The 11,824-nt window shown below is 69.4% G+C and carries 14 protein-coding genes and 1 tRNA gene; 12 read left to right on the top strand and 3 right to left on the bottom strand.

Annotated elements, in window-relative coordinates; translation table 11 throughout:
* The first annotated feature begins 56 nt into the window (after positions 1-56).
* The 4 genes from M8C17_RS10085 to M8C17_RS10070 all read left to right on the top strand — a co-directional run bounded on the left by M8C17_RS10085 (position 57) and on the right by M8C17_RS10070 (position 2,511).
* Entirely contained in the window at positions 57-386 is a 330-nt protein-coding gene (locus M8C17_RS10085; RefSeq protein ID WP_053659404.1) for a YbaB/EbfC family nucleoid-associated protein, read from the top strand.
* Position 387: 1 nt separating this feature from the next.
* Positions 388-693: a hypothetical protein gene (locus M8C17_RS10080; RefSeq protein ID WP_252416138.1), complete on the top strand. Its 306-nt coding sequence runs from the start codon at positions 388-390 to the stop codon at positions 691-693.
* Positions 693-1,373, top strand: a complete 681-nt coding sequence (locus tag M8C17_RS10075; protein ID WP_252416137.1) for a hypothetical protein — start codon at positions 693-695, stop codon at positions 1,371-1,373. The genes M8C17_RS10080 and M8C17_RS10075 overlap by 1 nt, the downstream gene beginning before the upstream one ends.
* Positions 1,374-1,671: 298 nt before the next feature.
* Positions 1,672-2,511, top strand: a complete 840-nt coding sequence (locus M8C17_RS10070) for a regulatory iron-sulfur-containing complex subunit RicT (RefSeq protein ID WP_252416136.1) — start codon at positions 1,672-1,674, stop codon at positions 2,509-2,511.
* 109 nt (positions 2,512-2,620) lie between these two features.
* On the opposite strand, the gene M8C17_RS10065 is transcribed toward M8C17_RS10070, so the two are convergent.
* Positions 2,621-4,357 carry a metallophosphoesterase gene (locus tag M8C17_RS10065; RefSeq protein ID WP_252416135.1) on the bottom strand — a complete coding sequence of 579 codons (1,737 nt, stop codon included), beginning with the start codon at positions 4,355-4,357 and terminating at the stop codon, positions 2,621-2,623.
* Between the two features lie 144 nt (positions 4,358-4,501).
* On the opposite strand from M8C17_RS10065, the gene M8C17_RS10060 reads away from it, so the two are divergent.
* From M8C17_RS10060 to M8C17_RS10035, 6 genes are all read left to right on the top strand, one after another.
* Positions 4,502-4,578 (top strand) — tRNA-Thr (locus M8C17_RS10060).
* A 239-nt stretch (positions 4,579-4,817) separates the two neighbouring features.
* A complete protein-coding gene (locus M8C17_RS10055; RefSeq protein ID WP_252416134.1) occupies positions 4,818-5,159 on the top strand; it encodes a hypothetical protein in 342 nt (113 codons plus the stop codon).
* A 285-nt stretch (positions 5,160-5,444) separates the two neighbouring features.
* Positions 5,445-5,711, top strand: coding sequence for a hypothetical protein (locus tag M8C17_RS10050; protein WP_252416133.1), 267 nt, complete (start codon positions 5,445-5,447; stop codon positions 5,709-5,711).
* A gap of 667 nt (positions 5,712-6,378) precedes the next feature.
* Complete coding sequence (locus M8C17_RS10045) at positions 6,379-6,780, top strand: hypothetical protein (RefSeq protein WP_252416132.1); 402 nt, start codon at positions 6,379-6,381, stop codon at positions 6,778-6,780.
* Positions 6,780-7,301: a Scr1 family TA system antitoxin-like transcriptional regulator gene (locus M8C17_RS10040; protein WP_308209398.1), complete on the top strand. Its 522-nt coding sequence runs from the start codon at positions 6,780-6,782 to the stop codon at positions 7,299-7,301. Before M8C17_RS10045 ends, M8C17_RS10040 begins: the two co-directional genes overlap by 1 nt.
* A 288-nt stretch (positions 7,302-7,589) precedes the next feature.
* Positions 7,590-8,519, top strand: coding sequence for an endonuclease/exonuclease/phosphatase family protein (locus M8C17_RS10035; RefSeq protein WP_252416130.1), 930 nt, complete (start codon positions 7,590-7,592; stop codon positions 8,517-8,519).
* Positions 8,520-8,525: 6 nt separating this feature from the next.
* Here the strand turns inward: M8C17_RS10035 and M8C17_RS10030 are convergent, their stop codons facing one another.
* Positions 8,526-9,731 carry a hypothetical protein gene (locus tag M8C17_RS10030; protein WP_252416129.1) on the bottom strand — a complete coding sequence of 402 codons (1,206 nt, stop codon included), beginning with the start codon at positions 9,729-9,731 and terminating at the stop codon, positions 8,526-8,528.
* A 300-nt stretch (positions 9,732-10,031) separates the two neighbouring features.
* Between M8C17_RS10030 and M8C17_RS10025 the strand changes: the two genes are divergently transcribed.
* Both M8C17_RS10025 and M8C17_RS10020 read left to right on the top strand, forming a co-directional pair.
* Positions 10,032-10,439 (top strand): VOC family protein, encoded by a 408-nt coding sequence (locus M8C17_RS10025; RefSeq protein WP_252416128.1) that lies wholly within the window; start codon positions 10,032-10,034, stop codon positions 10,437-10,439.
* 31 nt (positions 10,440-10,470) lie between these two features.
* Complete coding sequence (locus tag M8C17_RS10020) at positions 10,471-11,019, top strand: DUF4240 domain-containing protein (RefSeq protein WP_252416127.1); 549 nt, start codon at positions 10,471-10,473, stop codon at positions 11,017-11,019.
* Positions 11,020-11,035: 16 nt separating this feature from the next.
* Here the strand turns inward: M8C17_RS10020 and M8C17_RS10015 are convergent, their stop codons facing one another.
* The gene (locus M8C17_RS10015; RefSeq protein ID WP_252416126.1) at positions 11,036-11,653 is read right to left on the bottom strand and encodes a pyridoxamine 5'-phosphate oxidase family protein; all 618 of its coding nucleotides are present in this window, start codon (positions 11,651-11,653) and stop codon (positions 11,036-11,038) included.
* Positions 11,654-11,824: the final 171 nt, after the last annotated feature.

The following is an 11,824-nucleotide window of genomic DNA, read 5'->3' as shown; positions in this document are numbered from 1 at the left end:
CGTGGTGACGGTGACAGCACACTGAGTGAGGGATCACCCGGGGGAGGAGTCGGCCGATGCCACGGGGGGAGATCGACGAAGCCTGGATCGAGGAGGCGGTGCGGCGCTACCGCCGGATCGAGTCACTCCAGGCCGAGTTCGACCAGGCGGTGTCGACCGTCGAGGTCACCGTGCGGTCGCCGGACGGGCTGGTCGAGGTGGTGGTCACCGCCGGTGGGCGCATCACCGACGTCCGGTTCCTCGGGCCGCTGCACAGCCGCAGCCCACGCGACGTGGCCGGCTCCGTGCAGGCCGCGGTCACCGCGGCCGCCGATGCCGCCGAGTGGGCCCGGGAGAAGCTGCACAACGAGACGTTCGCCGCCTACCGACCGCTCGCGGGGGCCTGAGATGGAGACACTGCGCGCGCTCTCCGCCCGACTGGACGAGGCGAGCGCCACCCTCACCTCCCTGTCCCGCACGGTCACCGCCAGCGATCCGGCCCAGGCGGCGTTCGGCGCCGACGCCCCCGGTCGGCCCGGCGAGATCGGCCGCGCGCTGCACCGGCAGTGGGCCGCCGCCACCGACGACCGGGCCCGCGAGGCGCGGGCCGCCGCCGGCCGGCTGGCAGCCGCCGCCTCGGCGGTGCGTGAGGCCGCCGACCGCTACGGCGAGGTCGACCGGGCCGCCCGCCGCCGGATCATCGGAGAGCCGTGATGGATCCGCTGGACCGGCTCGCCGAGCCCGGCCTCGACCTGCTGCGCCGGGTGGACACCCTGCTCGCCGCCGGTGTCCCCGAGGGCCACCGGGTCTGGCCGCTGCTGCGCCGCATGCAGGTCCTCCCGGGTGACGCTGTCCGTGGCTTCCTCGACCTCCACCCGGCACCGCTCGCCGGCGCCGGGCACGCGGTGCGCCGGCTGATTCGCGGGTACGACGACGTCTCCGCCACGCTCACCGACCCGGTCCTCTGGTCCGGCTCGGCCGCCTCCGCGTACGGGCAGGAGCGTGCGGCGCTGTTGCGCCACCTCGACGAGGGGCCGGAGAGCCTGGTCGGGCGACTGGAATCCACCGCCGGATACGCGGACGCGCTCGCCGACTGGGTCGAGGGCAGCCGCCTCGCCCTGGCCCGGACGCTGGCCGACGTGCTGCGCTCGGCCGAGGCGGTCAGCGTGGTCGCCGCCACCGTGGCCGGCGCTCCGCACCGACCCGGGCCGGTCGGGCCGGGGGTTGCCGACGCGGCCGAGATCGCCGCTCGGGTGCTGGCGGTGCTCTGCGTGGCGTACGACGGTGCGGAGACGCTGCTGCGCCAGTGGGCGCCGAGCCTGGCCGAGTCCGCCTGGCGTCCGTCGGCCGACGGTCGGCCCCGCTACGACCAGCCGACACGCGTCGGCTGGTAGCCGGGCCACCGAGCCCCGGACAGGCCACGGCGTCGCTCGCGGGCACCCGGCCGGAGCCGGCACCGGCGGCGACGCCGTGGTCTTCCCCCTGCACCCCCCGCAGGTCTGCCTCCACTCAACGCCGCCCGGCCGCGTTTGTCCCCTGCCGCGACCCGGATTCAACCGTCCGGGCGAGGTGCAACGGCACGACGGGTTGGCCGGGCAATCGGTCAAGTCGACGGTCATGGATGGAAGCGGGGTGTAGTCGTCTGGCGACGGCCGCCGCGCCCGCCGCGGTGAGCCGTCGTAGGGTGGGGGCATGGGCATGCTCTGCGCGGTCAGCTTCAACCGGTACGGGCGCCTCTACTACCTCGACCCTGGTGAGTTGCGCCCGCAGGTTGGCGACAAGGTGCTGGTGCCCACCGACGACGGGCCCGAGGTGGCGGAGTGCGTCTGGGCCGCCCAGTGGGTGACCGAGGAGACCGACGGCTTCCCCCGGCTGGTGGCGCTGGCCGGCGACGACGACCTGCGCCGGGACGAGGCGTTGCGCCGGCGCAAGGCCGAGGCCAAGGTGGCCGCGAAGCGGCTGATCCGCGCGCACGGCCTGCCGATGAAGGTCGTGGCTGTCGACCACGTGCTCGGCTCCGCCGACGGCGGCGGTGAGCGCAGCACCGTCTACTTCACCGCCCCGCACCGGGTGGACTTCCGTTCCCTGGTCCGCGACCTGGGCGCCACCCTGCACTGCCGGGTCGAGCTGCGGCAGCTCTCCGCACGGGACTCGGCGCGGGTGCAGGGTGGCATCGGTTCGTGCGGCCGGGACCTGTGCTGCGCCACGTTCCTCACCGACTTCGAGCCGGTGACCATCCGGATGGCCAAGGACCAGGACCTGCCGCTCAACCCGCTGCGCATCTCCGGCGCCTGCGGCCGGCTGATGTGCTGCCTGAAGTACGAGCACCCTCTCTATCAACGATTCCAGGAGACGGCCCCGGCCGTCGGCAGCCGGGTCTCCACTGCGGAGGGCGACGGCCGGGTGGTCGGCCACAGCGTCCCCCGTGACGCGGTGACGGTCCGGCTCGACGCCGACGGCTCCCGCTGCTCCTGCTCACGCGCCTCCGTCTGCGCCCCCCGCCAGGCCCACGACCAGCACTACACCCCCTGACCCCCCGGCCCCCCGGTGATCATGAAGTTATCGCCCGCTGTCCCGGCGTGTCGCCGCAACAACTTCATGGTCAACGGCGGGGGGGACGGCCGGGCGGGGGGCGGGTTGGTCAGGGGAGGGTGATGGGGGGTTCGGCCAGGCGGGCCGTGAGGGTGGTCTTCGGGGTGAGCCAGCTGGCGGTGGGGGTCTGGTCGGGGTTGGGCTGCCAGTCGCGGGCGACCCGGTCCACCCCGATCGGGTAGATGGTCAGCGTGCCGTCCGGATCGATGCGCAGCCGGAGGAACGACTTGGAGTCCTCGATGCCCTGACCGGCGAAGAGCTCGTTGACGTTCACCCCGAACGACCCCGCCACCAGCAGGTACGCCGCCACCAGTTGGCTGGACACCAGGCCGATCACCGGTCCGTAGAGCACCGCTGCGGCGACCACCGGCAGCGGCCACGGCCAGTCGTAGAACGGCAGCGCCAGCCACGCCCACGTGCCGGCGGCGGCCAGCCCGATGTGCGCCAGGCCGTGGCTGACACCGAGGATCCAGTGCCGCGCGTGCCGCTTGCCGCTCGCGCTGGGCGGCTTGGCGAACAGGGCCGCCGCCAGCACCGTCACGAGCAGCATCATCACCAGCGGAACGCTGAACAGTCGTTGGTCGCTGGTGTCCGCCCAGTTCGCCGTCGCACCCGCCATGGCCAGCATCAGCAGCGTGTGCAGGGTGCCGAGCAGCGTGGTGAAACCGGGATTGCGGAACGGCAGCCGGGCGAAGATGCCCCAGCCGTAGCGGCGGGAGCGGGCCGCGTCCGGATAGCGGGCCACCAGGTCGTACGGCTGGGTGCGGCTGGCCCGGCGGGCCAGGGTGTCCCGAGGCGGCACCTCGAGCCGCTCCGGCAGCTTGTGGGTGGGGTAGAGGTAGGCCCCACCGCCGCCACACGTGATCAACTGCCGGTCCGGCCCGGCGTAGCGCGCGTAGTGGTGCAGATCGCCGGAGAGCAGCAGCCGGACTTGTGCCCCGGTCGGGTCGATGATCGTCCGGATGAAGTAGTCGATCGAGTCGTACGCCGTCGGGTGGTCGGCGGCCTTGACCCAGGTCGGCGCCGGCGCCGCGATGATCACCTTCGACTCGGGGCCGAGCTGCCGGGCCACCTCGTCGAAGTAGGCCAGCTGCGGATCGTCCAGGTACGAGCCGGACTGGTCGTCCACGCCGAGCAGCCACCAGCCCGCCGGCAGTTCCACTGCGAAGTACGACCGTGACTGCCCGGTGCCCCAGCCGCCGAAGTGCCGGTCCCGGGAGCGGACGAACAGCCGCAGGAAGGCGGTCAGGCCGTCGTACCAGTCGTGATTGCCGGGCACCGCGTAGAGGGTGGGTCGCTCCGGCGGGGTGGCCGGCAGCGCGGCCTGGTACGGCCCCTTGCACCGGTCCTCGTACGACGCGTAGGCCGCCGACGGGTAGACCTGGTCGCCGCCCATCACCAGGGTCTGCGCCCGGGGCAGCCGGTGCCCGTCCACGGTCAGCTCCGGCTGCGCCAGGAGGTAGGCCACCGAGTAGGTGGCATTGAAGCCGTCGCCCAGGTCCGCCACGTAGTCGAGCCAGAGACCGCCGTCCGGCCCGACCTGGCGGAAGGCGTCGTCGCCGAACGCGTTCTGCAGCTCCCGCTTGTCCAGGTACGCCCCGAAGAGCACCGCCAGCAGCGTGCGGATGCCGGTGCTGATCAGCAGGAACGGGGCCAGCCACGGCACCGGCTTGCGCGGGGTGAAGCCCAGCTCCAGCGGGTCCGTGGTGCGGGGGCGGTGGGCTGCCCGCTCCCCGGCCGGCGGGTCCTGGTGGGGGTCGTCGAGGGGGGCGTGATCGTCGCTCACCCGCCGCAGCGTAGTCCCGACCTCGATGATCCGCTGTCCGGTAAACGGCTAGATGGCGGCCGATGTCCGGTTGGCAGCAGCGCGCCGGGAGGGGGTATCCCGTTCGGTCGGTGGCCGTGGGGTGCCGTACACTTGCTGATCGTTGCCGCCTTAGCTCAGTCGGCTAGAGCGACGCACTCGTAATGCGTAGGTCGACGGTTCGATTCCGTCAGGCGGCTCCACTGAAAGGCCCAGGTCACCGGCTTGATCGCCGATCATGACCTGGGCCTTTTGCTTGCCGTCGTTAGGCCGAGCAGCCAAGTGAGCAGCCAACCTACTCACCGGACCACAGCGCCCCCTCCAGTCGTGCCGCAGCGGGCAGGCGCGGCTTGAGGGGGTTGCTGACGACCTCCGGCCAGCATCTGTCTGCCCTGTATTCTGCGTCCCTCCCTGGCAAGAGAGCTGATTACGTGGAGGAAGCGTGGGATACGAGATTCATATCAGCCGAGCCGAGGAGTACTACGAGAGCGAAGGGCAGCCGATCACCCTGCCCGAATGGCAGTCCTACGCGGATGGCAATCCCGCGCTCAGCGCAGGCGGATGGCTTGGTTGGGATGAGGACCGTCAGCCCATCTACGAATACGCCTGCGCGGACGGAAGCCCGGTTTCGCTGACTTGGTTCGAAGGTGCGATCGACATCAAGGGTCATTTCGATGGCGACCCCTACCGCGAGTTCGGAACTTTCGCCGAGGACTTACAGGCCAATCTCCAAGGCGACGACGGCGAGCGGTATACGGCGAACGGTGTTCTTCCGCCTGAGTGACTAACTGAGTGACGATCAGGGCGGACGTGGACGGACAACGATGGACGATGGGGGATGGCCTCGGCAGGCTAAGGTCCCGCCCGTCCTGGTCAGCAGCCTGAGTGGGTTGCCTGGGGGTCAAGGGGTCGCGGGTTGACATCCATAGGAGCATCGGGATGGCGCATCCGTTGACTCGGCGTGCGACTGTGTTTGCGAGTGCTTGGGACCGGAATGGAGAACCCCTTGAATAGTCCCAATATGTCTAGAATAGTCCAGTCGTACCGATACCGCTTATTTGTAAGAGGCATGCGCCTCGCTCTGCTCTTCCCGGTAACGCTGGTGCTGATGGTGCTTGCTCGACTCGGTGTTGCACCGAATGTTCTTGTGCCAATCATAATAATGCTGTTTGTTGCCATGGCGCTGGGTGTGATAACGGCTTGGATTGGTGCGGTTTTCCTGATGAGGGATACTTCGCGCTATTCGGGTGCGACAAGCGGGAGGGTCGATATCCAGAAGTCCTGGGATCTTATCCAGCAAGCGATCAGGGACATGTGCAATTTCCGCAGATGGTGAGCACCTGACAGTCGATGCTGGGTGACCAACTGAGTGACGATCGACGCGGACAGGGGTGGACGCCTCTGGACACTCGCGGACCGTCGAACCAGCTCACCACCGCCAACCCCGCAGCTCAGCATCGTGTGATGGTTCCTTCGGGACGAAGGAGTCAAGCTCGGTAGGCGAAACGACTGGCGGAGCTTGAGGTCCAGGAGCATCGGGACGGCAGGCGGTGCGTGGGTTGCGTTGGGTGCCTAGGCTCTTGGCAACATGGTGGGGCCAAGGAGTAGGTGTGCCGAGACAGGGTTCTACCAGGAAAGGGCAACGGGCGCTGACGAGGCCCGGAGCCGCTGTGACGGAAGCCGCGGAAAGTGACGTACTGGCCGCACTTCAGCGGCAGGTACGGCAACTCCAGGTGGAAGGCGGGCGTGCCGTCCGGTGGTACCGAGATCCTTCGTTGCTGGTCTCGGTCCTGGCGCTGGTCGCGTGCCCGTTGCGTGCCCGATCCGGCGGTCGCCGAGGGGCAACAGCGGTCAAAGCTTGGTGGTCTTCCCGGTCGCTGAGCAGCGGCAACGGCAGGTAGCGGCTCTGTCCGACCAGCAGTGCCGACAATTCCTAAACCGTGTGTCGCGGGTTCGAATCCTGCCGGGGACGGCCTGGAAGATTCTCGACGTAGCCTCACACAGTGCTGATCAAGGTGATGGACGACTACGGATGCTGGCCCCTGTGGGTCCGTGACGACCGCAATGACGTCTACGAGCCGCGCGATCCTGCAACGCTCGGGCTGTCCGGCAGCCTCGTGGGGCGGTTGGCGTCTTGGCGGCAATGGTCCGAGTCCATGGTCAACATCGTCGATCCAAATGACAGCAGACCCGTTACGGCAGACGAGGATGCAGCCTTCGCCGCAGAGGGACGTCTGCTGGCGGCACGTGTTGCGGATGAGCTTCCCCACGCAGTGGTCTGGTTCTACCAGGAGCAGCCAACGGAGCAGCCAAACCGGCGAACGCAAGCGGACGATCGCAGACAGGGACGCCATGTCGAGCGCCAGGACCAGGCGGCGGACCGGCGGCCGGGGACAGACTCGTAATGCGTAGGTCGACGGTTCGATTCCGTCAGGCGGCTCGGTACAGAAGCCCAGGTCATCGGCCTGGGCTTCGCCGTTTCCCAAGGTCGACAACCTCGCCGCCGGCCATGCCGGTCCGCACATGGTCCGCCCTGCACCACCTGTACGTACCGGGCCTGCTCCAGACCCCCGACTACGCGCGCCGCATCCTCACCGAGATGGTCGAGCTGCACAACCTCGACATCGCCGACGTTGATGCCGCCGTATCCACCCGGATGCAGCGCCAGCACCTCCTGTACGACGCCGGCAAGCGGTTCGAGTTCCTGCTGGCCGAGCCCGTACTGCGGTGGCTCCTGGCCTCGCCCGACGTCATGGCCGGCCAGCTCGACCGCCTACAAACCGTCGTCGGCGTGACGTCGGGTCGTCATCGCACAGATGTATCGGACGCGGCCCGCGCGATGTCGCGGGCGAGGTGGGAGGCACGCAGACCGACCGACCGGAGTCGGCGCAGGTCCGCGAGCGTGTCATGCATGAGCTGGACGTGAAAGTAGTTGACATGCTCCAGGACCGCGAACAGCGCAAAGGCCAGTCCTGGCCAGGAGGTGCGCCCTGGATCCGTCACCGCGCCGGATCCAGTGGCCACGAGGCCAGCGGCCAGCAACAGCGGGTTGACGATGCGGGCGGCGCGGCTGCACAGTGCCTGACCCTTCCGGCACCGGCGTTGTCCCCCGCGATATCGGTGTTCATCACGCACATCGCAGTGAACCCTGTGCCCGGTCGTGGCATTTCCGCCTCCGGTTGCCGAGGCGGGGCATCGGGCACAGGATGACGGGATGTCCGAGAAGTCGGCGACCCTGCGGGTGCTCACCCTGAACGCCCTTGCGCCGTTCTTCGCCGACTGGCCGCGCCGTCGGGCGGTGCTCGTCGACGGGCTGCGCGAGCTGCGGCCGGACGTGGTGGCCCTACAGGAGGTGGCCGGCGGCGGGGACATGGACGAGGCCGGTGGCCTGCTGGGGCCGGACTATCACCTCGTACCGCATCCCGGGCGGTCGGAGGACGGGGTCGGAGCCGTGCTGGGCAGCCGGTGGCCGATGCGTACCGTCGGGGTCGTCGACCTGCATGTCACCCCGCGCACCGCGGCGCTGCCGTGGAGTGCCGCCGTCGTGGTGGAGGTCGCGGTGCCGCCGCCGCTGGGACCGGTACTCGTCGCGCACCACAAGCCGACCTGGCAGTACGACGCCGAGTACGAGCGGGAACTGCAGGCGGTGCGGACGGCCCGGTACATCGAGGAGATCGTCGTCGAGCGGCGGACCGGTGCGCTCGACCCGGATGGTCCGGACACCGAGCCGCACGTGGTGTTGCTGGGTGACTTCGACGCGGCGCCCGACGCCGCGAGCGTCCGGTTCTGGACCGGTCGGCAGTCGCTCGCGGGCGTCAGCGTCTGCTATCAGGACTGCTGGACGGCGGTTCGTGGTGCGGCGCCGGGTCACACCTTCTCGCCGGGCAATCCGCTGATCCGGGCAGGGCTCATGCCGTTGGATCGGGGGCGGCGGATCGACTACGCCCTGGTCCGGTGCGGTCCGCACGGGCCGACCCTCGACGTCGTGGACTGCCGGCGGGTGTTCGCCGATCCGGTCGGCGGTGTGTGGGCGAGTGACCACTTCGGAGTGCTCGCCGACCTGCGCCTTCCGCCGCACCCGCCCGGTACCTGGGCGGAGACGCGTCCGGGGTCCGAAGAGGGCGCTCCGCCTCCCACGCCCTGACCCCCGTCAAAGGTGTTCGCGCGACTCGGTCGGTGCGGTCAGCTTCTGCATCAGGGCATCGTCACGGCGAAGTGCCATACCGAGTGCTCTCAAGCTCATGAACAGTGGCATCGACACGTTTTGACGGAACGCGCGCCCCAGAGCGTGAAGACTCTCTGGGTCGCTCCGTAGGTGTGCCAGGTCGAGTGTGCAGTCGAACACGATCCTTTGAACGAAGGGCGTCTCGACAACGCGGACGTCACGCCCGATCAGCTCGTCCGAACTGAGCTTGAGTTTCGTGACGCCGACGTACTCCGGTTTTCCGCCCATGTTCAGCCAACGGAAGTAACCGAGCACCTCGGTCCATTCGATCTCGCGGTACGAGACACTCGCCTCTTCGACGAGCTCCCGCTGCATCGCACAGGCGATGAAGTGGACCAATGACTGGCCCTTGGATCCGGGTCCCCGGATGTCGTTCAGGTCCACCGATCCCGAGCCTCCGGGTGCGGAGAGGCCGGCGGACGAGGGGGTCTGCGAGCCCTGCGTCGTCAGCACCAGCTTGCCGTCGGTGGTCAGGGCGAGGGTTGACACCCCGATGACGTTGGCTTGGTTGTTCTCGTCCAGCGGCAGGAGGTCACCGTCCCGAATGAACAGGTCGGTTCCTTCGACGAGGGTCGCTCCGGTCCTCCGGTCGATGACTCGCCGCCCGGTCAGGTAGTTCGAGCACACCGTGCTGAAGTAGTCGGTCAGGCTGAGGCGGAGGCTTCCGCCGTTGACCACCATGTTCAGGGTCAGGTCCTCGTCCTGTCGGACGAGCTTGCCGTTGTATATGTGCTTCGAACTTGAGATGGCGATGAGGATGGCGTACGCGAACCGCCCCACCCGTCGGGGAAGCCGCCGCCTGACGGGCGTGAATCCGTAGGTGGCGGCCGAGCGCATCAGCGCGATATCCAGATCATCCCAGGCGACGGCGATCTCGTTCGCACCCGGCAGCCGAACGACGGTACCGTCCGCTAATCCGCCCGGGTTGCGTGGCGGAGGGTTTCCCGGGACGAGCGCGATTTCTGGACGCCGCAGCTTCACCCATTCGGGAAGAAACAGCGCAAGGGAGAGCGCGAAGCCGAGCAACCCGGCCAGATATGCCCAACTCCAACTGGCCGCGCCGGCAACCGTCCCCACGACGCCCAGCAATAATCCGGCCAGCGCACCGTAGTACGTCAGCCGTCCACGCATGCCCGTGACCTGCAGACCCCACCAGTGCCTGAGCCGAGCGGCCAGTAACCAAAGCCGCCGCTTCTCCCGAGCGTCTGGATCCGGTTGTGGTGACATCGCGTCCCTTCGGCTCGCTCCGTCAGCGGGTGTGACCCTGTGCGCCGAGTCAAGCAGCCGTACGCGAGGGGTGGTATCCAGCAACCGGCTGACCGTCACGAGTCAGCGGTGCGGCGCGATCCGCAGGCGGGTCCGATGGATTCCGCGGTCCGGGCGGTCCATCCTGGTGAACCTGTCCGTCCGACACTCTGGAGGCGTCCCGCCATGACCTTCGCGCCCGTGATCGTCAGTCTTCCCATCGCCGACCGTGCCACCTCGCATCGCTTCTACCGTGATGCGCTCGGTCTGGAGGCGGTGGGGGAGTTGGCCGACGACGGCATCCCGGAGCCGTTGCAGTTCGTGGTCAACGACGGGCTGCGGCTGATGCTCATTCCGACCGGCGGTTTCGGCTGGGTGGTCGGCGGGCACGAGGTCGCCGCGCGGGGGCAGAGTGAGTGCCTGCTCAGCCTCGGCGTCACCGCACCCGCCGACGCGGACGCGATCGTCGAGCGGGCGCGTGCCGCCGGTGCCGAGGTGGTCACCGAGCCGGAGGCACAACCCTGGGGGTACGCCGGCACCTTCGCGGACCCGGACGGTCACCTGTGGATGGTGAGCGTCGAACCGGCGTCCTGAAACCGTCGGTGGGGGCGGTTACGGTCCGGTCGTGACCGTGATCATGGATGCCACCGGTACGTTGCCGACCCCCGCCGAGGAGGCCCGGCTGTGGGAGCTCGTCGAGTCGGCGTGGGTCGGGCTCGGCGCGGAGGCCCTGGCGCTGCGCCGGGCCCTCCTGGAGCGTGACCCCGACGCGGGCGAGGATGACGACGACGAGATTCGCGCGATCGACGCCTGGTTGGGCCCGTTCCTGGAGCGCCTGGGGCAGCTCAGCGCCGAGCTGTCCGCGCAGGAGTTGACCGACCTCGACCGGGTGGTGGAGCGCAAACTGCACGACATCGACCGGGAGGACATCCACGAGGTGACCGACGGCTCGGACGACGGCTTCCTCTACTGCCGGGGCTTCATCGTCGCGCTCGGCCGGGAGTACTACGAGGCGGTCCGAGCCAACCCGGCCCTCGCCGTGCTCGACGCCGACTGCGAGGAGTTCTGCTACTTCTTCGCCCACCTGCACAACGACCGGTTCGGTGCCTGGCCGGACACCGGCTCCGGCATCTCCCGGGAGTCGTTCGGCAACCCCGCCGGCTGGTCGAGCTGAGCGCGAGCCGGCGGGGTCAGACGTAGATGTTCTTGGCGTACTCCGGGCCGTAGTGCCGTTCCAGGTCCTCCAGGTTCTCCGTCGGCGCCTCGACCTCCTTGACCAGCCGGGCGCGGGACGGCAACACCTCCGGCTGCCAGGTCTCCGGTTGCCACAGCGCGGACCGCAGGAACGCCTTGGCGCAGTGGTAGAAGATCTGCTCGATCTCCACCACCACCGCGAGCACGGGCCGGTGCCCCTTGACCACCATGTCGTCGAACCAGGGCGCGTCGCGTACCAGGCGGGCCCGGCCGTTGATCCGCAGGGTGTCGGTCCGCCCCGGGATCATGAAGAGCAGCCCGACGTGCGGGTTGTCCAGGATGTTGCGGTAGCCGTCGGCCCGCCTGTTGCCCGGCCGCTCGGGCAGCGCGATGGTCGTGTCGTCCAGCACCAGGGCGAACCCGGCCGGGTCGCCCTTGGGTGAGACGTCGCAGGTGCCGTCGGCGCCGGCCGTCGCCACCAGGCAGAACGGCGCGGCGGCGAGCCACTCGCGGTCCCGTTGGTGCAGGCGGACGCGTTCCTTGTCGACCGCCCGCGCGTTGGGCACGCCGAGCAGATCGCGCAGCTCCTCGTGCGAGGTGATCTCCACCGTCACGTGTTCCCTCCCCCGGCCGTTGACCCGGGTGGCAGGTGCCACCGTCCGACGGCCTCGCCCGCCAGCCTAGGCCCGCGCGACCAGCGCGAGGTTTGCGCCCGGTTGTCGGGGGTACGGCCTCACCGCGCCCGCCGCAGGACCCGTCACGCGAAACGCCGACCAGTGGAGGCC

It is taken from the genome of Micromonospora sp. RHAY321, from assembly GCF_023896955.1.
In the GTDB taxonomy this organism is placed as follows: Bacteria; Actinomycetota; Actinomycetes; order Mycobacteriales; family Micromonosporaceae; genus Micromonospora.
The sequence above is the reverse complement of the archived record's forward strand: the minus strand, read 5'-3'. Positions and strand labels throughout refer to the sequence as shown.